This is a genomic window from Clostridia bacterium, from assembly GCA_012840125.1.
Taxonomy (GTDB): domain Bacteria; phylum Bacillota; class DULZ01; order DULZ01; family DULZ01; genus DULZ01.
The window spans coordinates 1-20116 of record DULZ01000022.1 but is presented as its reverse complement, the minus strand read 5'-3'; the positions used below and the strand labels follow the sequence as shown (position 1 = coordinate 20116).

Sequence of the window (20116 nt, the reverse complement as noted above, 5' to 3'; positions counted from 1 at the left end):
CCGTCCAGAAAACTACTGTTAAAATCTTTCCCAAACTTTCACAGCCAGTTCCCTGGCCTTGGCGGCTACTTCCGCCTCGTCCACAAACAACAGCTGCCGGTCTTTCATCAAAACTTTACCGTTAACGATAGTGGTTTCCACAGCCCGCCCGGACATGCCGAAAAGCACGTGGCCGTAGTAGTTGCCGGAATGGACCGGGGTCCAGGGATAGTAATCCACCACGATAATATCCGCATAAGCACCCGGCACCAGTTTACCCAAGGGTTTTTGGAAAAACTTAGCCGCGATTTTCTGGTTGTTGTCAAAGATCATCTGCGGCACTTCCGCCCAGGAGGCGCTGGGATCTTGGGCAGCGTGTTTATGCAGCACATTAGCCACTTTCACGCTTTCAAACATATCGGAGGTAAACCCGTCGGTGCCTAACCCGACGGTGACCCCGGCATTTAACATCTTGGTCACGGGAGAAACCCCGACTGCATTGCCCATGTTGGATTCCGGGTTGTGGACTACGTTGGTGCCCGTTTCTGCCAGGATTTCGATTTCCCGGTCATTGACATGGACACAGTGAATGGCCAAGGTCTTGGGACCGAGAATACCAAAGCTGTTGAGCCTTTCCACCACGCGCATGCCGGATTTTTTGAGGCTGTCTTCCACATCCTCAGGTCCTTCGGCGGTATGGACATGGAAACCGGCCCCTAAGGCACTGGCGGCCTCTTTGGCTTTTCGTAACGTTTCATCGCTTAAGGTCAGGGAAGCATGGAGCCCGAAGGAAGCCGCCAGCATGTCCCCTTCGTTATTCTGGGCAACTCTCTTCAGGAAGTCCACGTTTTCCTCAATACCTTCCTGGGTAATTTTTTCCCCGTCCCGGTCGGACAGTTCATAACACAGGCAGGCCCTAATACCTGCTTCCAGCACCGCTTTGGCAATCATGTCCAGGCTGCCTTTGACGGCATGGGGGCTGGCATGATGGTCAAAAACCGTGGTGGCTCCGCATTTGACGCAGTCAATAATCGGCAGCATGGCACTGTAGTAAACATCCTCCAAAGTCAAGGTCTTATCTAACCGCCACCACAAACCTTCCAGCACTTCACCGAAAGTTTTGGCCGGCTTCCCGCCTTTGGAAGGAATGCCCCTGGCAAAGGTACTGTAAAAATGGTGATGGGCGTTGATCATGCCGGGCATAATCACTTTGCCCTTGACATCCATGAACTCCGCCTGGGGATACTTGGCTTTCATGGCTGCCGTATCACCGATCTCTTTGATTAGATTGCCCTCCACCACCACCGCACCGTTTTCCAACACCGTGCCTTGTTCATCAACGGTAATCACCAATCCGTTGCCTACAATGAACATAGCAACACCTCCTATTTAGAATAGGGACTCCGGGAAGGGAAGGCCGGTTCCCTTCCCGAAAGCCGCAGCACTGCCGCTCACCCTTAGAACAGGTAGTTGTAATCGGCATAAGCTGTCCAGATCAAGTCGGCAATGTATTCATTGGCCAGGTCTTTGGTCTTGCCGTCGGCATCAAATTTCACCGTCTTCACTTCACCGTCCAGGCGCACCTTGAAGGTCGGTGTATCCCCGCCTTCCAGGAGCAGGAAGCCCGGGTTGGCGCTGTTGAAGAAGTCCTCTTCGCTCCAGTACAGGGTCATCTTTTCCCGGTAAGGGGCACCCTGGTACGGGCAGAAGGTAGCACAGTCGCCGCACTCATTGCACATGCCGTCGATATGCACAATCTGGTTCTTATTGCTTAGGGAAGGAACTTCCACGGTGAAGTTGGCCCGGTTCGGGCAGACCTCCGCGCAGATATCGCAAATGGTGTTACATTCCAGGCATCTTTCGCTTTCCGGCGCCTCCTCGGGCTCTTTCAGGACGCCCTTCTTCGCCAGGATCTCTTGGTTCTGTTTTTCCGGATCAAAGCTGGTTTCCGGATCCCAACTGGCTGCGCCCATGCCTTCCTTGGCCAAAATGTCCCTGGCTGCTTTCGCCGCATGGGCAATCGCTTCCACCACCGTCTTCGGCCCGTACAAGCCGTCGCCGCCGATATAGACATTCTCCAAGTTGGTTTCCAGGGTATCCGGGTTCACTTTCGGGTAGCCCCGGTCATCGAGGGCAATGCCGTTCTTGGCATAGATTTCTGAGTCGATACCCTCGCCGGTAGCCGTCAAGACCGTGTCCACCGGCAGCTCCAGGAAAGCACCTTCAATGGGTACCGGTTTACGCCGCCCGGCGCTGTCGAATTCACCCAACTGCAGTTTTTGGCACTTCAAGATGCCGTTTGCCAGGGAAACCGGCGCCAGGAGCTCCAGCAGTTCCACGCCTTCAGACAGGGCCAGCGTGATTTCCTCCCGGTCGGCGGGCATGTATTCTCTGGTTCGCCGGTAAACGATATAGACTTTCTCCACACCGGCCACCCGGGTAGCTGCCCGGGCCGTATCCATGGCCGTATTGCCGCCGCCGATGACGGCGACATTTCTCCCCAGGTTCAACCGGCTGGGATCCTCCACGAATTGGGCCAGGAACTGGTAGGCGCTTTGCACCTTGTCCCGTTCTCCCTCGATGTCCAGGGGAAGGAACTTGCCGGCGCCGATAGCTAAGTAGATGTAGTCAAACCCCCGCTGCTTCAATTCCTCCACGGAAAAGTCCGGAGCCACACCCAGTTCCAACTTCACACCCATCCTCTTGATGAGCTCTATATCCTTTTGGATAGCATCCCTGGGGATCCTAAAGTCCGGGATGACCCACTGGACGGTACCGCCGGCTTTTGTTCTCTTGTCAAAGATGGTCACATCCAGCCCGGCCCGGGCCAGGAAGTAACCCATCGCCAAACCGGAAGGACCGGCTCCGATCACGGCCACCTTGGCTTTGCCGGTTTTGGCCGGTGTTTCCAGCTTGGCCATATAGCTGTCATAGCCGTTTTCCGCCGCTTCTAGTTTCTGGTTCCGGATCATCACGGAAATATCATAGTCGATCCTGGTGCACTTGGTCTGGCACAGGTGGTTACAGATGGTACCGGTAATAAAGGGCAGGGGGTTCTTCGCCACGATCACCCGGAAGGCATCTTCAAAGCGCTTTTCCCCGACTAAGCGGATATACTCCGGCACATCCTGCTCAATGGGACAGCCGATGGTGCAGGGTGCCACGAAGCAATCCAGAAGCGGCAGCCGGCGGTCAATCTTCCGGCTGGGCACCGTCCGCTTGCCTTTTTGGAAATTCGGATCTTTGAGGGCGTCATCGGCCAGTCTATTCAGTTTCTCCAGATCGATTTTTCCGGGCAGCCCTTGGCCCATCGCTTCCTCGGCGATCTCAGCCAATTGGTAGAACCTCTGGTAACCGCCGGGTTTTAAGAGGGTGGTGGCCATGGTTACCGGGTAGATACCCGTTGCCAGGATCCTGCCTAAGTTGTAGTAATCGGCACCACCGGAGTAGGAGATTTTCAATTCCCCGTCAAACTCGTTGGCCAGCTTCCTGGCGAGATTGATGGTCAATGGATACAGGGAACGGCCGGACATGTACATTTCTTCCCCGGGCAGTTCTCCTCTTTTAATGGGAGACGGCAGCGTGTTGGAGAGTTTCACGCCGAATTCCTTGCCCTGTTCCTTGGCTACCTGCTTCAGCCGCTGCAGCATGGGTACCGCATCGCTGTACTGCAGATCGTGAGTAAAAGATTCTTCTTTCAGGGCAATATAATCGTACCCCATGCTGTCGAAGGTACGGCGCACGAAATCGTATCCCAAAAGGGTTGGGTTCATCTTGACGAAGGTGTGCAGCTTTTTCTCCGTCAGCAGGTACTTGGAAATAGCTTCAATTTCCGCCGGGGGACACCCGTGCAGCGTTGACAAGGTTATGGAATTGCAAATATGCGGCGAGATACTGTCCACAAAGGCCTCATCAATGTGCTTAAAGCGGGGAAGCATTTCTTTCAGAGCGCCCTTGCATTCCTGGAAGATGTCCGTTCGGGAGGCATCTTTTAAACCTTCAATGAAAGCATCCACCTTGGGAGACTGGATTCCTTTCAGGTCATAGCCGACGCTCATGTTGAAAATGAAAGACGGGGATTCATGATGAAACAGCTCTCTATCGAGGACATGGAGTAAGAACCAGGCTTTGATATACTCGTTTAAAGCATCTTCAATCGCCAGTTCCGTAGACCACTCGGTGTTGTAGCATTCATCCTGGGCATTAATACAGGGTTTAGGCAGTTCCAACTTGTCCAGGATTTGCACGGTTTTCAATTCGATAAACCGCCCGCCTGCCAGGAAAGAAGTCACAATGTTCTGGGCCAGTTGGGTATTGGGACCGGCGGCGGGACCGATGGGAATACCCAAGCAGCTGTCAAACATCGGCAGGCATGCCTCAGTCTTCTTACGGTAGAATTTGTTCTTAGGCACCCCGTAGATGGAGCCGCTGTCCTCAAGTTCTTGCAGCACCCAATTCACCATCTTCTTAAACGGAATAGGTCGCATCAGGTCACCCATTTTTGATCCTCCTTATGCGTTTATGTTCTTGGCAGAGAGTTTTTCCTATGGTATAGATGTCTAACATCTTCTGTATATTTTTAATTCTCTTTAGAGGAGCAGAATCCTGCTTGCTTTGATGTTTTGAACAAATGTTACGGTTGTCACCGCGGCCCTTGCCTGCCTTTAGTTTATCCAGGTACGAAAAACTAATGTATTGCCGCCCTTGGCTGTATGAGGCAAAAAAACAAACCTTTTGCTCAGGGCAAAAGGTCGCTGTGCCAAAAAACAGCATTCCAATAATGCATACTGTAGATAATTATGGTCTCGGCAGGTCCGCCATCACCGTTTTGTCCATTTCCGCCAAAGGCTTCAGGGTAAAGCCTTCCTGCAGCAAGTATTCAATCACCAGGGGCAGGGCCTCCACCGTACTCCGGTGCCCGCCGCTTTCGTGGAACAGGATCACCATGGCGGGCCAGAGGTGCTCTTTTTGCGCCTGCCGCTTGACGTTGGCAAAAATCGTATCCTTATCCGGGATGGGGCTGCGGGAATCGTAGGAATCTATATTCCAATATACTAGATCATACCCTTGATCCCGGATCATCTGCTGTTTCTCCGGATTGGTCCTGAACCGGCCGCCCGGTTCCCTGATGAGAGTGGGCCGGTATTCCAGCAGCTCGTACAGGATATCCTCGGTTTTCTTTACGGAATCCCAAAAGCTGTCGTCGCTGGCATAGGTTTCTTTGTAGATGTGATTGTAGGTATGATTGCCGATGGTGTGCCCCTTTTCGTGCACCAGCTTGATTAACTCCGGATATTTCTGGGCATTGGTGCCCAGCACAAAGAAGGATGCTTTTACATTGTAGTGGTCCAGGATCTCCAAAATAGCCGGGGTGTGGACCGGGTCAGGCCCGTCGTCTATGGTGATATAAGCAATTTTGGCTCCTGCCGCCCCTCCGGCCGGGTCAGCACCGCCGCCTGGGCCGGCACCGGGTTCCTCAATCACGTCCGGCGCAAAGATGGTACCTGTTTGATCCGGCTCACCGGTTCCTGCCGGCAGACCCCTCTCCCCGGCAGGCAGTTCTTGGCTTGCATCCTCACCGGCAGGAAGACTGTCCCGGGAGACCTCCTGCCCCTCTTCAGGCAGTGGGGGAGAGGAAGGTTCCAAGGGAGTGGCGCTCACACCGGGAAATCCGGAACTGACATAGTAATAACCAAAACCAAAGATGCAACCCACCGCAAAAGCCAGCATTAAACTAAGCGCCGCAATCAATATTTTTCTCCCCATGATTGATCCTCCCCGGTTTCCTGCTCTCAGTGCACAATAAGATTATATGAAGCTCGCCACAATTATGCTAAGCTCATACACCTATTGACGAAACTCCCTACATGAAGGTTTCGCCAAAATCTTCTAAATTTCACCATCATAAGCAATGAATTCGGCACCTCCTGCCATTATCCTTGTGGAGAAAAACAAAAACAAAAAGAGGCAGGTATCTTTTTCCCTTGCCTCTTTTATACCAGCCGTTTAATGATTTCTTCCCGGTTGCCGGGGAGACAATCGATTAACGGTATTTCAATCATGGTATAAGCCCCGGGCTGCTGCCGGAAAGCTGCCCGCAGTGCCGCCACCATCACTTGGGCCGTCAAAGCCGGGTTATTGATCCGCATTTCATATTTGAAGATTTGATTGTGGGTTTGGCCCGAGACCCCTTTTCTTTCCATCAGGACCCCATGCCCCACGTCCATCAATTGCTTAACGTCGTCCACTTGATATACGAAGGTCTCATCATGGATGAAGTACGGATCCCGTAAAATAGCTTGCTTGACTTGCTCAAATTCTGCGCCGGGCTCTAACTCCACATACACCATGCGCCGGTGGACGCCAAAACCGGCAGGCATAGTCATGGAGAGGGCATCTCTAACGCCCGGGATGGCCCGCACGGCCACGCTGTGCCCCATACTCATGCCGGGGCCGAAATTAGTATAGGTAATGCCCCGCGGTGCCATGAGTTCCATTAACAGGCGGATGACGGAATCAGTGCCCGGATCCCAGCCGGCGGAAATAACCGCCACGCTGCCATGGGCTTTGGCTACCCCATCTAATTCACTTCTCAGATGAGCTAACTCCCCGTGGATATCGTAACTGTCCGCGGTGTTAATTCCCAAAGATAAGCAGTGCTTAGCATACTCCGGTACCATTCTGGTGGGTACGGCCAGCACGGCGCCTTCCACCTGAGGAAGCTCTTTAATATCCGCCACTACCGGCACCCCTGTCAATTCAGGAGGTTGCTTTTGTCCCCGGGACCGCCTCACCACACCGGCTAGTTCAAAATCAGGGCTGGCCTGTATCGCCTCTACGGCATAACGGCCTACATTGCCGTAACCAACCACCGCAACCTTACGTTTTGCCAAACTACCATCCTCCTCAATCTGCCACGCGATGCGGGCAATGCTCACAGGAACTGCACATGTCAGCTTTATCCTCAATTATGATACAATAAGTTCCTTCTTCTTTCCAGCAGGGTTTGGCATAATTTTGCGGCTGATCTTCTCTAAACCTTCCACCCTCGCAGTTTCTCATCCACCAGCAGGGATAAAGCTGGATCAGCTGCTTGATCCCGGCCAGGTTCAAGCCTTTTTCTTCAATCATCTTGTTCACAAACCGGAGACGTTTCAAGTCATTGTTGGAATAGAGCCTTTGCTTGTTGCTCCTGGCAGGTTTGATCAAGCCATTCCGTTCCCACACCCGCAGGGTCTCCGGATGGACCCCCAAAAGCTCCGCCACGACCCCAATGGTATACAAAGGCTGGTCGGCATCAAACTCCACCATGCTACAACCTCCTTATTCCGGCATTACCGGTATTCTAGTCTGCTCTCTTAATGTTTTCATTATATAATTGTTTTTCTTCCTTGTAAAGTTTTTAAAAAAGCTCATTTAGATAAATCCAATGGCAGTTTCTTTTAAATTTTTAAAATTGACAGGCAACGAGCTGCCCAGGGCGTTAGACTTAACCTAAAGATTTCCCGGGTGAACAACATGGCCGGTTGTGCTGAAAACCCCGTGACGGAATTAAGCTCCTCCGGCTGCTTCCTATTAGCCAACTCTGCCAAGGGGCCCAACAATTACCGGGTATAATATGCAACCATCCCGACCACCCATCGTCTATAATTGATGTCAGTAGCGGTGCTCCAAAACTGAATAAACCAGAAGACCGAAGGAGGAATTATAATGGTATCCCGTACAAAGAAATGGTTGTGCATCCTAATCGTAACCGCTTTCTTGCTGCCTGTTTTGGCAGCACCCACCCTTGCCGCTCCCGCGGCCGGTGACCCGCTGGGTTATTTCGTGTACTACATGAAAGACCAGGGCCAGTTTTATTTCCTGGTTACCAACCCATCCAGCCAAGTGGTGAGACTGAACTTCCCCACGGAAAGGGAATTTGAACTTGTGTTGAAAAAGGGTAATCAAGTAGTCTGGCGTTACTCCGACACCAAGGAATTCGGCAAAACAGGCAAGCAGGAAAACTTCCTACCCGGGCATGCCAAGTTTTATAAAGTAGATGTGCCCAAGCTGTCCAATGGGAACTATACCCTGAGTGCGTACTTCGCCGCTGGACCTTCCGCCGGCAGAGTGGTGGCCCAAACCCAATTCACCGTCGGCAGCGGCCAAAACCCGACGCCGGACCGGGACAAGCAAACCCTGAGCTACCGCTTGTTCCAAGTGAATGAGCAAGAGCTCATGTTCGTGGTGGAAAACACTTCCTCTAAGAGCATCAAGTTATCCTTCCCCTCCGCCAAGGAGTTTGACATTACCGTCTTCAACTCCGCCTGGCAAAAGGTCTGGCAGGACTCCTGGACCAAGTGGTACGCCCAGGGTTCCAAGACAGAAACTTTGGCACCGGGGCAAGCCAAAGTGTATACCACCAAGCTGCCTAAATTGAGTAAAGGCACCTATCATGCCTACGCCTATTTCTACGGGACTAAAGGCAGCGATCCGGTGGCTTCTTACAGTTTCTCCTATAACCAAGGAAGCGGGAGCAGCGATACCGATTGGAATCTGGCCGGCAAGTTGAGCTTTAGAGCCTGGTACAACGGCAGCAAGCAGCCCCAAGTGGCTTTCGAAGTGAAGAACGTTACCAACAAAGATGTTAAAATTCATTATCCCATGAGCAAAGCTCTCGAAGTAGTCGTTACCGGTGACAACGGGTACACCTGGCGTTACAGCGCCAACCTGGGCAGCAGCCTTGGCACCACGACCCTGGCCGCCGGCGGAGCCAGCTATAGCTTTGTGTACCTGCCGGACCTACCCAAAGGCAATTACACCGCCAAGGTTTATTACCCGGCCTACTCAACTTCTAAACCAGCCGCTACTACAGCTTTCAAAGTCAAATAGCTTATCACTACAAGCAAAGGGGAGTGTGGGTTGCCGCACTCCCCAATTTGTTGACAAACCGCTAGTCTACCGTTCGGTGTTAATCGCCGGCTGCCAGGAGCCCTATTAGGGGCGTTTTTTCGCCGCCAGGGCAGCAAAGACGAAGGCCAGGATCACGCTCACCAGCATGGCAAACGCTACCGGCACGCTGCCGTAAGACCAGCTCCCGCCGGCGTTGACCGCAAACCCCACCAGGGGCGGCCCTATCAGAGCCCCGAAATTGGAACCCATGTTGACCACCGCCATGGCCACGCCCGCCAAGGCCGGAGAAGGCATGGTCTCCGGCGCCAAGGTGAATACCGAGGGCGGGTAGAAGGAAGAAATGAGCGGTACAACCATGACATAGGGAAGAATAAACTCCGGCTTGGGCAAGAGGAAGGCCCAGCTGTAAATCAAAGAGGTCAGCACCACCGAGATGAGCAGCACTTGATAGCGATTCCGCACTTGATCCAGCACCTTACCCGCCACCACCACCATGAAAGCGGCAACCAGAAACACTAAACCCGCATAAAAGCCGGCCAGACCGGCATCCAAACCGAAGCGTTCCTGGAAGAAAGAGGGTGCCCAGGTGCCGAAACTGATGGCCACAAAGTTATAACCGGCAAAAGATAAGCCCAATACCCAAATAGCCGGCACTTTTAAGCCTTCCACCAGGGAAGGAGCCGGCCCCGCCGGTTCCGCCCCGCCTTCCTTTTTCCCTTCCGGGCTGGTGACGACTAAAGCGTAGAGGAGGAAAGCAATTCCCGCCAGCAACACGCCGGACCACCAGAAACCGCGCCAGCCAAAGGCATTAATGAAAGGATGCCCCAGGTTCAGGGCCAGGGTAGCTCCCACCGGCACCCAGGCGGCCCAGATGCCCATCGGCAGACCCCGTTCATGGGGCTCAAACCACATGGCTACCACCGCCGGGGCCACCACGGAGATAAGCCCTAGACCGATGCCTTCGATGCCCCGGGAAATCAGCAGGGTCACAGGGTTACCGGCGAAAGCGCCGGTGGCGGCACCTACCATGACGCTGCCCACCGCCAGCAAACCGCTCAGCTTGGGTCCCAGGCGCATGAGAACGGCGGCCGCCGGCAGCGCCAGCATCACCCCGGCCACCGCAAAGATAGACATCAACCAGCCGCCGGTAACCATGTCCACCTGTAACTGTTCCCTTAAGACGGCCATGGCCGGCGACACTTTAAATTGGTTGTACACCACCGCTACGGAGGCTAGGAAAGCACTCCACATCACTGCCCATGCTTTACGCAATGTAACTCATCGCTCCTCTCGTAATTATGCCAATATTAATACTATTCTCGCCCATTTTTGCTTTTTTAGGTCATGGGAAAATAAACCATTTTCCCGGGCATAAAAATACCGGCAGCCGTAACGGGTGCCCAGCTGCCGGAGGCTACCGGCATAACCTCTAACTCCTTATAGATGCCGGCTGCGGGAAACGATAATCAGGTCAGCCAGCTTGTCCCGGTCCCACAGCTCCACCCCCAGCTCCGCCGCCCGCTGCCGTGCCTCCGGGGTAAACTCCCGGTTGGTTAACACAATGGCCCGGGCGCAGCGATTACGGGCAGCTCCTGCACTGGCCTTCTCCACCGGTCTTACCCCGACGGGCCCGCCGTACTGCTTTGCCACCAGGGCCATCTTCAAACCGTCTTTTTCCAAGACAAAGCTCACCCATTGCCTGGCTTCTTTCGGGCGGGACACCCGGTAGCCGACCTGTTTCAGCAGCCGGCCGCAAAACCTCTGGAAACTTTTCTTGTCCATCCGGTCTATCTCATATAGCCCTACGGGCGCGGCTGCTTCCAGCCGGCACAAGTAGTCTCCTATTAAGTACAAGGCCAGTGCGACAACGGCACTGATGATCCACCAATGCCCGGGTATAACCACTGTCTGTTTGCCTCCCATAGACCCATATCTACTACCTTAACATTCGACGGAAACCAGGTCATTACCTGCCCGCATAAAAAAACCCGTAACAGCTACGGGTTTTTATCAACCTAGCTCTTCGTAGGCAATCCCCACCAAGCCGGGACCCGCATGGACTCCCATGGCCGGTCCGATTTGCCCAAACCAGCTCTCCTTAATCTTGCACGTGGTACATTCCAGCAGCTCCTGGTAAATGGCTTTGGCTTCCTCCAACGCATCGCTGTGGGCCACGGCAAAGTTAATTGTCTTATTTTTCGTTTTTTCCAGAAAGATCTCTTTCAATTTGGCCAGGGATTTGCCACGACCACGTACTTTACCGTAGGTATAATATTTCCCGTCCTCATTAATCGAAATAATAGGCTTGACGTCCAGTATTTCCCCCAGGGAGCCGCTGACCAGGCCGATGCGGCCGCCTTTTTTCAGGTACTCCAGGGTCTTCACCACAAAGAACACCTTAATTCTTGGCCGCGCCCGGTAAAGCTCCTCCACGATCTCCCTGAACTTGATACCCAGGTCCCGCAGCTGCACAGCTTTTAACACCAAGAAGGCAAGGGCTAGAGACAAGGCTTTGGAATCGATGACTTCCACTTCCAACTCCGGGAAATCCTGCGCTACCATGCGTACCACGTCCAGAGTACTGCTCAACCCGGAGGAAATATGAATGGCAATCACCTGCCGGTAACCCTCATCCCGCAGCTTCTCAAACAAGGCCCTGATTTCCCCCGGCCCCGGCATGGAAGTACCGGGGGTTTCTGCCGGCATCTTGGCGTAAATCTCTTCCGGGGTGATGTTAACGCCGTCTTGATACTCTGTTCCATCTGGGAAAACCACCTTTAAGGGCAGTACGTGAATGTTGAGTTTGTCGGCCAGTTCCCGGTCCAAATCACAGGTGCTGTCGGTAATAATGGCAATTCTGTTCAAATCATCATCCTCCATTTTGCGGGAATCGCCGCCCTCTGCTGCCCTTTTGTGACAAAAAGCGGCTAATCCCTTCCATTGTAGACGAAGATTAGCCGCGATACAAGCCTCTTTAACAATTAAACTTGTACCAATTCATACTGCAAGTAACCCAGGCCCAGTGCCTCCGCATGCCGGAGCTGGACCCCGGCATCGTTTTCCGGCCACAGCTCTTTCAACAAGTCGCGCCCCGCTGCCTGCGCAAGCAGGTCCAAGGAAGCTTTGTCAATGGCGACCGGGTCGTAAGACGCCAGGATGCCGATATCGCCAATCACCTTATCCTGGGCTCGCTCCACGCAGTCGCATTCCTTGGTCACATGCATCAAAAAGTTGAAGAAACAAATCTTGTTTTCTTTCCCTTGCACGGTGCCCAGGGCGTATTCCACCATTTTCTCCTGCAGCCGTATCCCGGAGGATCTCCAGCTCACTTTCACGGCCCCGGTCCGGCAAGCGGCGATGCACTCGGCACAGCCGTAGCAGGTCTCATGATCGATAAAGGCCACGCCTTCCACATAGGAAATGGCCCCTTTCGGGCAGCGGCGGAGACAAGCCCCGCAAGCCCGGCACTTCTCCTTATCTACCACCGGTTTTACATCGGCATGCTGTTTTTGCTTGCCGCTGCGGCTGGCGCCGCCCATGCCCAGGTTCTTGATGGCGGCTCCCATGCCGGTCATGATGTGCCCTGTCAAGTGACTCAACACCACCAGGGCGTCACTGTCCAGGATGTCGTTGGCCAGGGTCACGGTCGCAAAATGCTTGCCCTTGATGGGTACATCCCTGTGATTGCGGGACAACAGCCCGTCGGCAATGATCACGGGCACACCTAAGTTCTCGATGGAAAAACCGTGTTCATAAGCCTGCATGAGATGATCCACGGAATTGGTTCTCTGGCCCTTGTAGAGGGTATTAGTATCAGTTAAATAGGGTTTAGTCCCATAGCTTTTCAGCCGCTGCAGCAAGGGCTTGATATAATCCGGTTTGATATGGCCGGTGTTATGCTGTTCCCCGAAATGCAGCTTCACCGCTACCAGGTCGTCTTTAGCGAAAAGCTGCTCAAAACCTGCGGCGTCAAACAACTGCAGCACCTTTGCTGCCACCGCTTCCCGGCTTTCACCGTCTGATACGGGGGAATACCATACCTTTGCCAATGGTTTCACCTCTCTCTACGAAATACAAGTCTATTCTACTACACGGGCCGGCGACTTTAAAGGGCAATAGTTGACGGCCTTTACAATTCATGTATAAAGAGACCGCTTCGTAGTTTAGGTTCGAACCAGGTGGATTTGGGAGGCATGATCTCCCCGGCGTCGCTGATGGCCATGAGCTGTTCCACCGTGGTGGGGTACAGGGCAAAAGCGCAGGCTTTCCCTTGCCGCACCTGCCTTTCTAATTCCTCCAGCCCGCGGATACCCCCGACGAAATCAATCCTGGCATCGGTGCGCGGATCCGTGATGCCCAGCACCGGGGCCAGGAGGTTCTCCTGCAGGATGGAGACATCCAGGGATTTAACCGGATCCTGTTCATCGAAAGAACCGGGTTTAGCCACGAGCCGGTACCATTTTTCCTCCAGAAACATGCCAAAGGTATGGGGTGCCGCGGGAGCGTAGGGCTTTTCGCCTATCTCTTCTATATCAAACTTTTGCCCCACCTGCGCCAGGAATCCGGCCGGGGACAGTCCGTTCAGATCGCTGACAACCCGGTTATAGGGCAAGATTTGCAATTGGTCATGGGGGAAGAGAACGGCGAGGAAGTAATTAAACTCTTCATCCCCCCGGTAACCCGGGTTCGCCTCCCGCCTTTTTAAGGCCACCTTCACCGCCGAGGCGGACCGGTGATGCCCGTCGGCAATGTAGAGAGGCTGGATCCCTTGAAAGGCTCTGGTTAGGTCTTCCATCAAAGCAGGATCATCAATCATCCATGCTTCATGCCGCACCCAGTCCTCGGCGACAAAATCATAAACGGGCGGGTGCTCCTCCATCCAGGTTTGCAGCCAGCGGTTAACCTGCGCCTGGGCGCGATAAGTCATGAAAATCGGTCCGGTATGGGCGTTGCAGTAATCCACGTGCTTGATCCTATCTTCCTCTTTATCGGTCCTGGTCAATTCATGTTTTTTGATGACACCCCTTAAATAGTCATCGACGGCGGTACACGCCACCAAACCGGTCTGGGTGCGTCCCGCCATGGTCAACTGGTAAATGTAGTAATAGGGTTGTTGGTCCTGCACGAGAATACCCTGCCGGCGGAACTCCCGCAGGTTGGCGGCCGCCTGTTCATACACCCGGGTGTCATATAAATCAATATCCTCAGGCAAATCCACTTCCGCTTTATCGATCCGGAGAAAGGAATCGGGATTATGCCGTACAATGTCCCGGGCTTGCTCCGTGGTTACTACATCATAAGGAAGAGCGGCCACCCGGGCCGCCCGTTCCGGAAGGGGTCTAATCCCACGAAAAGGTCTGATAATCGCCATTTTGTGCCTCCTTGTCTGTACCATCCACAGCCTCACTAGTTCAACGCCAGGATTTCTTCGATGCACCCTAAGAGTTCCTTCACTTCATCCAAGGTGAGATCTGCCATATGGGCAATTCTGAAGGTTTTATCCTTCAACTTGCCGTAACCGTTGGAAATGGCAAAACCCCGCTCACCCAGTTTCTTATTCAGCTCTCCCACGTTGATTTCCCTGGTGTTGGCAATCACCGTCAAAGTATCGGAAGCGTATTTTTCTTCCGGGAAAAGGGCAAAATAGGTCTTCGCCCAGCCGCGCACGTAATCCGCCATGGCTTTATGCCGGGCAAAACGTTCTTCCGGCCCTTCGGCCAGGATCCGGTCCAGCTGGTAATCCAAAGCAAACATGTGGGACAACGAAGGTGTGGAAGGATACTGGTAATCTTTCTTTTCGATAAATTCATACAACGACAATAGATCTAAATAATACCCCCGGTATTTAACCTCCCGGGCCGCCTGGACGGCCTTTTCCGACATGGTGCAAATGGCCAGTCCCGGCGGCAGCCCCAGGGCTTTCTGGGTGGAAGTGATACAAATATCAATCCCTAATTTATCTACCTCGATTTTCATACCCCCGGCGGAACTGACTGCGTCCACACAGTAGACCACGTCTGGATATTTCTCCACCACCGGGGCAATTTCCTCCAGGGGGTTAGCTATACCCGTCGAGGTTTCGTTATGGGTAATGGTGATCAGGTCGTATTTGCCGGTGGCCAGCACTTCATCTACCATTTCCGGCAGGGTCGCCTTGCCCCACTCCACGGCAAATTTATCCGCCGGCACATTATTCATCACGGCCATCTCATACCAGCGGTCCCCGAAAGCACCCACGGAAAACACGGCAGCTCTTTTCCTGGTACAGGAACGGATGGCTCCTTCCATCAAACCGCTGCCGGAGGAAGTGGAAAGCAGGATCCGGTGCTTCGTATACCAGAGCTGCTGCATTTTGGCGCTGATCCGCCGCTGCAGCTCGGAAGCTTCCTTGCTCCGGTGGCCAATCATCGGCGTGGCCATCTTCGCCAGTACATCCTCTTTCACCTCTACCGGTCCGGGAATAAACAGCTTTTTGTGCATCATCTACCACCTCCAACAAATTTACGGGTTAAGTAAGTGAACTGCTGCCTGGGCTAACACCTGGGCAGCCAGCGGCAATTGCTGAACAGGAACAAATTCATCCACGGCATGGGCTTGGGACAGACTGCCGGGACCGAAGGTTAAACAATGGGGACTGCCTACCAAACTGGCAATGATGGCCGCATCGGTATAAGCGGGAAAACCGGCAATTTCCGCCCGGCCCAGCACCGCCTGGGCCGCAGCTCGAAATGAACGAAGCAAAGGGGAATCAGCGGGTATCTTCTGGGGCGGTCTTTTAAGGCCCAATCGCTGCCAAGCGGCGACCGCACCGGGCACCGGGGCCACACCCTCTTGCAAGGCCCTGTCAATCACGGCATCGGCCTCCTCCACCGTCATGGGATAAGTGGCCCTAAGATCCACTTCCGCGTAACAATAATCGGGCACCACATTGGTCTTTACCCCGCCCCGGATCTTGCCGATATTGACCGTGGCCCGCCCTAAAAGGTCGTCATCATAAGGCAGGGCCTGCACCGCCTCTTTCAGCCGCAAAAGAACTGCACTCATCCCATGAATGGCATCGATGCCCTGCTGGGGCATGCCGGCATGGGCCATTTTACCCTTGACCTCCAGCCGGTACCACAAGGGCCCTTTATGGGCGGCCAGGATTTTCAGGTCCGAGGGTTCCACCGCCACCAGGTAACAGTCCTTACTGGCGAACCCTTTCCGGTAAACATCCATGGCGCCCAGCATATGGGGCCCCTCTTCATCCACACTAGCGACCAGCAGCAAATCCCCTCTGGGTTTAAAGCCTTGGGAGGCCAGCCGTCTTAAAGCCACCATGGCTGCCGCCAGGCCGCCTTTCATATCGGCACTGCCCCGGCCGTAGAGCCGGCCGTCAATGATTTCTCCACCGAAAGGGTCTTTCGTCCACCCTTCCCCGGCCGGCACCGTATCCAGGTGAGCCAGCCAGATGAGAGAAGGAACATCCCCGGTTTCTCCCTTGATCCGGGCCAGGACGTTGAAGCGCTCCCCTTCCACCGGCTCCTTCCATACTTCAATACCGGCCCTTTTCAACCAGTCAAACACATATTCCCCGATTTCTTTTTCCGTACCGGTCGGGTTTTCACTCGGTATCCTGACTAATTCTCTGGCAAGGTCAATAACATCATTATAAACATGTTCACTAGACATCTAGTGCCACTCCTTCATTTAAAACTTTTTCTATGTTTCTACCTAAATGCCTCCATTCCTTTTTCAGGCGGAAAAAAAATAAACGAAATTAACTTATGGCTTTTAGACATTGATGGCACAGGGGATTTTTCGCCAAATACCGGGCCAGCAATTCATCTACGGGAGCAGGATCACCGATAATAGTTATAGGAAAGTGACAATGGGGACAATGATAAACTACACAGCAACTTCTTTTCATTTTCCATTAACCTTCCCGTCTTATCACATCTTGTGGCAAGTAGTTGATAGCTTAATCATAAAATATTTATTCTCTACATGCAACTACCGGCAGCAGGGCATCCGCCCCGTGAGCCTCAACTAGTGGCTCAAAGCCGGAATCCTTTATGCTATCCTTGAATCTGAAGACATAAACAATGATTAATTAAGCAAAGCGAGTGTTGAACTTGGGACTGGGACAGAGACTAAAATACCTCAGGATGCAAAAAAACATGACCCAAGAAAGGCTGGCGGAAGTCATCGGCATCAGCCGTTCCGCCTTGTCCATGTATGAATTAGATGAACGGGAGCCGGATATAGAGACCATTATCAAATTTGCCGATTTCTTCCAGGTATCCACGGACTACCTGTTAGGGCGTGTAGACCACCCGGCCATGACCACCCCCTACAGCTACGACGGGTTAAAAGAGTTAATCCGCCTGGTGATTCAGGAAATCCGGGAAGAGTATTCCGAGGCCAAGCAGTAAGCACGACATGAGTTGTAATTTTTATCCATTCTTAGACATATTAATCCATTATGGCAAATTGATCAATACTTTTTATACAATTTCATACAAAAAAGCTGGCGCAGGTGGCCAGCTTTTACTTTTTCTCCTCTTTTTGCTTGGGGTGCTTAATGCCAAGGCGTTCCGCCGAGTGGTCCTTGCCCAGGTAGAAGTTGATCCAGGAGGAAGTCTGGTACAGGTCCCAATTGCAGGGCTTCACCCGGTAAGAATTCAGCTGTTCCTCTTCACCGTACTGCTTCAACCGGGCGTAGGCTTGCACCCAGACACACTTGCGCTCGTTGGGATACACCTCACACCAACCGTAATAACTGCCTTCGCAGGCCCCGTTGCGCTGGTTCTTGGGGCACTGGGACATGGGGCACACGTAAGCCAAATCCATCAGGGCACAATCCCCGCAATCCTTGCAGTCATACAGCCATACTTTGTTGGCGTGTTCAAAGCGGTGTAGACGCTTCGCCCGGGGCGTTCCTTCCGCGTTGGCGGCGATTCTCTGCATGGTGCCGAACAAGTTCTTCCCGGGTTCAAACATCAGGTTGTGCATAAACCGGGACAGCTTGTAAACGAAAGGCACAGGCGCATCCAGGGGCCTGTTCTTCCGGTCCACCGGCACTTCCTTGTTGAGGCCCGTCTGTTCGTCTTTCTCAAACAGGTAGAAACCGTTCGGCATGGAGTAATCGAACTCATGAATCAGGTCCTGCCAGTTAGCACTCAGTTCCTCGCCTTTTTCAATGATAAACTCCACATGCTCGTACTTGACGTTGTGCCCGCCGATATGAACCCCGGCAAAGCCCAGGCCTTTCATCCAGGCATACATCTTGGCGGCACGTAACAGTCTTGCTTCCAAGCCCTTGTCCGGGGCGTCTTTTTCTTTCTCGATATCGGCGACTAATTTGTCCGTCACCACACAGCCGGGAATGCGGTTTGCATTCATCACTTTAGCAGCACCGAAAGGCAGCACGTAGATATTGCCTACCACCGGCACATGGTCGTAGCCCAGCTGCTTCATGACCAGCAGCAGCTCGTGGTACTTGCGGGCATCGTACCCCACTTGGGTAATGATGAACTTGGCGCCGGCATCCAGCTTTTTCTTGAGCTTGTAATACTGGACCATTTGCTCCGCTTCCGTGGCTTTAAAGGGGGATACGGCCGCCCCGGCAAAAAAGTCGCTGGGCTGGTGCTTGATGGTCCCTTTCATGCCCGGGTATTCTAACCCCTTGTTCATTTCTTCAATCAATTCCAGCACATGCACCGGGTCCAGGTCGAACACCGGTTTCGGGCGCCCTTTGAAACCGGTCACTGGGTAGTCGCCGGTCATGACCAGCAAATTGCGTACTCCCGCTCTATCTAAAGCATACAACTGGCTCTCCATCTGGTTGCGGTTCTTATCTTTGCACGTAAAGTGCACCAGCGGTTCAATGCCTTTTTGGAAGACCTCCATCCCCAGGTAATCGGCCAGCATGGCCGGGTTTCCTCCGGGGTTGTCGGTAATGGTCAGGGCATGAACTTTGCCCCCCTTGGCGGCCTGTTCGGCGGCTTGAACGGCAAACTCCTGCTGCGGCTCTTTGGCTCCTCTACCGGGCACCAATTCCCAGGTGACAGAAACTGTGTTCTTGTCCAACAAGGAACTCTTAAAACGGTTTTCCATCACAATTCCTCCTAAACCAAGGGATCTGGTAAATTATTGCACAATTATGAATTGTACTAATTGCACTCTAGCTTACTTAAGTTCGTCAGAAGAACAGTTAATCCTGCCGCAATTTACACAAATTTTGAGAGATCATAAGCTAAATCAGCCTGCAACAAGATTTTGCCTGGTTTTTGCATCCTAAATCAATCCCCACCTGTGAAGCAAATACAGGCCGGACCATAGTACCGGCTGGTGCACCAGGTAAACCGTCAAGGAATGCTGCCCCAGCCGGCTGATGGGATTCGGCGGCATGGGCACCCGGAAGCGGGCTTGCCCGTTGGGGTAAAGAACACGCCCCAAGACCACGCCGGTGAGGAAATAACCGGCATAAGGTATCAAAGGAAAATAATCGAAAGATCGGTAAGTGGAACTCCTGAAACCCAGGGGCAGCAACCAGTTATGGGACATATCTACTCCGGCTACCATCCTACCGGACAAAACCAGTAACAGGGCCATGGTCAAGAGCAGCCAGTTGGGCCAACGGCGGTAGACCGGGTAGAGCAGCATATTCACACCCATGAAATGAAGAATCCCAAACAGGATGGCCTGCTCCGGGTCATAAAAATACGAACCTATTGTAATCACCATAGCGAACAACAACACCCGCCAGGCCCGGCGGTAATGATTTCGCGTGAAAGAACAGCTGATGCCCGCCAGCAGCATAAAGGTAGGGGCGATAAATTGAAAGCCCCAGTACATCACTCCCCGGTCCAGGCGAAAAGGATAGTCGTAGTAATACATCAAATCCCAGGCCAGGTGCCAAAGGATCATGGCAATTAAGGTAATGCCCCGGAGAAAGTCCAGTTCGAGGTAACGCTGTCTTTCCATGGCTCTACGCTTTTCTCCTCGGAGATTTTACGACCAGCTTTTAATTCGACATAAAAACATCATCTCCTTGTTGCCCGTAAAGCTAATCGCCCGGTGGTAGCACCGGGCTCGTGGGTTTATGCGAATTCAATATCGATGGTCTTCCGGCGCCCGGGATTTTCTTTGGGCATCCGGATTTCCAGGATACCGTTGCGATAAGTAGCTTTGATTTCATCCTCCTTGACCGTGGTAGGCAAGGTAACGGTGCGGCGAAATTGGCCCATATACCTTTCCT

At 53.1% G+C, this 20116-nt stretch carries 17 protein-coding genes; 2 read left to right on the top strand and 15 right to left on the bottom strand.

Going from position 1 to position 20116, the window contains the following annotated elements:
* Positions 1-18 precede the first annotated feature (18 nt).
* The 5 genes from ssnA to GXX34_01995 all read right to left on the bottom strand — a co-directional run bounded on the left by ssnA (position 19) and on the right by GXX34_01995 (position 7290).
* Entirely contained in the window at positions 19-1353 is a 1335-nt protein-coding gene (gene ssnA / locus GXX34_02015) for a putative aminohydrolase SsnA (protein HHW06306.1), read from the bottom strand.
* A gap of 83 nt (positions 1354-1436) precedes the next feature.
* Positions 1437-4478, bottom strand: coding sequence for a putative selenate reductase subunit YgfK (gene ygfK, locus GXX34_02010; protein ID HHW06305.1), 3042 nt, complete (start codon positions 4476-4478; stop codon positions 1437-1439).
* A gap of 298 nt (positions 4479-4776) precedes the next feature.
* Entirely contained in the window at positions 4777-5745 is a 969-nt protein-coding gene (locus GXX34_02005) for a polysaccharide deacetylase (GenBank protein HHW06304.1), read from the bottom strand.
* A gap of 227 nt (positions 5746-5972) precedes the next feature.
* Positions 5973-6872: a diaminopimelate dehydrogenase gene (locus GXX34_02000; GenBank protein ID HHW06303.1), complete on the bottom strand. Its 900-nt coding sequence runs from the start codon at positions 6870-6872 to the stop codon at positions 5973-5975.
* A 13-nt stretch (positions 6873-6885) separates the two neighbouring features.
* Positions 6886-7290: a MerR family transcriptional regulator gene (locus GXX34_01995; GenBank protein ID HHW06302.1), complete on the bottom strand. Its 405-nt coding sequence runs from the start codon at positions 7288-7290 to the stop codon at positions 6886-6888.
* Positions 7291-7689: 399 nt separating this feature from the next.
* On the opposite strand from GXX34_01995, the gene GXX34_01990 reads away from it, so the two are divergent.
* Positions 7690-8853 carry a hypothetical protein gene (locus tag GXX34_01990; GenBank protein ID HHW06301.1) on the top strand — a complete coding sequence of 388 codons (1164 nt, stop codon included), beginning with the start codon at positions 7690-7692 and terminating at the stop codon, positions 8851-8853.
* 105 nt (positions 8854-8958) lie between these two features.
* On the opposite strand, the gene GXX34_01985 is transcribed toward GXX34_01990, so the two are convergent.
* The 7 genes from GXX34_01985 to GXX34_01955 all read right to left on the bottom strand — a co-directional run bounded on the left by GXX34_01985 (position 8959) and on the right by GXX34_01955 (position 16545).
* Positions 8959-10125 (bottom strand): MFS transporter, encoded by a 1167-nt coding sequence (locus tag GXX34_01985; protein ID HHW06300.1) that lies wholly within the window; start codon positions 10123-10125, stop codon positions 8959-8961.
* Positions 10126-10311: 186 nt separating this feature from the next.
* Complete coding sequence (locus GXX34_01980; GenBank protein HHW06299.1) at positions 10312-10779, bottom strand: restriction endonuclease; 468 nt, start codon at positions 10777-10779, stop codon at positions 10312-10314.
* 105 nt (positions 10780-10884) lie between these two features.
* Positions 10885-11754 (bottom strand): DegV family protein, encoded by an 870-nt coding sequence (locus GXX34_01975; GenBank protein ID HHW06298.1) that lies wholly within the window; start codon positions 11752-11754, stop codon positions 10885-10887.
* 101 nt (positions 11755-11855) lie between these two features.
* Positions 11856-12923 (bottom strand): DUF362 domain-containing protein, encoded by a 1068-nt coding sequence (locus GXX34_01970; GenBank protein ID HHW06297.1) that lies wholly within the window; start codon positions 12921-12923, stop codon positions 11856-11858.
* Positions 12924-13003: 80 nt separating this feature from the next.
* The gene (locus tag GXX34_01965; protein HHW06296.1) at positions 13004-14245 is read right to left on the bottom strand and encodes a DUF1015 domain-containing protein; all 1242 of its coding nucleotides are present in this window, start codon (positions 14243-14245) and stop codon (positions 13004-13006) included.
* A gap of 35 nt (positions 14246-14280) precedes the next feature.
* Positions 14281-15354, bottom strand: coding sequence for an alanine--glyoxylate aminotransferase family protein (locus tag GXX34_01960; protein HHW06295.1), 1074 nt, complete (start codon positions 15352-15354; stop codon positions 14281-14283).
* 21 nt (positions 15355-15375) lie between these two features.
* Positions 15376-16545, bottom strand: a complete 1170-nt coding sequence (locus GXX34_01955; protein HHW06294.1) for a M20 family metallopeptidase — start codon at positions 16543-16545, stop codon at positions 15376-15378.
* Between the two features lie 476 nt (positions 16546-17021).
* Here GXX34_01955 and GXX34_01950 point away from each other — a divergent pair, with 476 nt between their 5' ends.
* Positions 17022-17288, top strand: coding sequence for a helix-turn-helix transcriptional regulator (locus tag GXX34_01950; protein HHW06293.1), 267 nt, complete (start codon positions 17022-17024; stop codon positions 17286-17288).
* Between the two features lie 115 nt (positions 17289-17403).
* Here GXX34_01950 and GXX34_01945 read toward each other — a convergent pair whose 3' ends face one another.
* The 3 genes from GXX34_01945 to GXX34_01935 all read right to left on the bottom strand — a co-directional run.
* Positions 17404-18972 (bottom strand): methylenetetrahydrofolate reductase, encoded by a 1569-nt coding sequence (locus GXX34_01945; GenBank protein HHW06292.1) that lies wholly within the window; start codon positions 18970-18972, stop codon positions 17404-17406.
* Between the two features lie 180 nt (positions 18973-19152).
* The gene (locus GXX34_01940; protein ID HHW06291.1) at positions 19153-19842 is read right to left on the bottom strand and encodes a DUF1624 domain-containing protein; all 690 of its coding nucleotides are present in this window, start codon (positions 19840-19842) and stop codon (positions 19153-19155) included.
* A gap of 116 nt (positions 19843-19958) precedes the next feature.
* Positions 19959-20116: Hsp20/alpha crystallin family protein (locus GXX34_01935; GenBank protein ID HHW06290.1), on the bottom strand; the 158-nt coding region annotated here is incomplete at its 5' end.

What these genes read in the sequence shown, in the direction of transcription:
- GXX34_01975 (HHW06298.1), bottom strand. Translation starts at nt 11,754, where the DNA reads ATGGAGGATGATGATTTGAACAGAATTGCCATTATTACCGACAGCACC.
- GXX34_01960 (HHW06295.1), bottom strand. Translation starts at nt 15,354, where the DNA reads ATGCACAAAAAGCTGTTTATTCCCGGACCGGTAGAGGTGAAAGAGGAT.
- GXX34_01965 (HHW06296.1), bottom strand. Translation starts at nt 14,245, where the DNA reads ATGGCGATTATCAGACCTTTTCGTGGGATTAGACCCCTTCCGGAACGG.
- ygfK (HHW06305.1), bottom strand. Translation starts at nt 4,478, where the DNA reads ATGGGTGACCTGATGCGACCTATTCCGTTTAAGAAGATGGTGAATTGG.
- GXX34_01940 (HHW06291.1), bottom strand. Translation starts at nt 19,842, where the DNA reads ATGGAAAGACAGCGTTACCTCGAACTGGACTTTCTCCGGGGCATTACC.
- GXX34_01955 (HHW06294.1), bottom strand. Translation starts at nt 16,545, where the DNA reads ATGTCTAGTGAACATGTTTATAATGATGTTATTGACCTTGCCAGAGAA.
- ssnA (HHW06306.1), bottom strand. Translation starts at nt 1,353, where the DNA reads ATGTTCATTGTAGGCAACGGATTGGTGATTACCGTTGATGAACAAGGC.
- GXX34_01995 (HHW06302.1), bottom strand. Translation starts at nt 7,290, where the DNA reads ATGGTGGAGTTTGATGCCGACCAGCCTTTGTATACCATTGGGGTCGTG.
- GXX34_01945 (HHW06292.1), bottom strand. Translation starts at nt 18,972, where the DNA reads ATGGAAAACCGTTTTAAGAGTTCCTTGTTGGACAAGAACACAGTTTCT.
- GXX34_02005 (HHW06304.1), bottom strand. Translation starts at nt 5,745, where the DNA reads ATGGGGAGAAAAATATTGATTGCGGCGCTTAGTTTAATGCTGGCTTTT.
- GXX34_01990 (HHW06301.1), top strand. Translation starts at nt 7,690, where the DNA reads ATGGTATCCCGTACAAAGAAATGGTTGTGCATCCTAATCGTAACCGCT.
- GXX34_01950 (HHW06293.1), top strand. Translation starts at nt 17,022, where the DNA reads ATGCAAAAAAACATGACCCAAGAAAGGCTGGCGGAAGTCATCGGCATC.
- GXX34_01985 (HHW06300.1), bottom strand. Translation starts at nt 10,125, where the DNA reads ATGTGGAGTGCTTTCCTAGCCTCCGTAGCGGTGGTGTACAACCAATTT.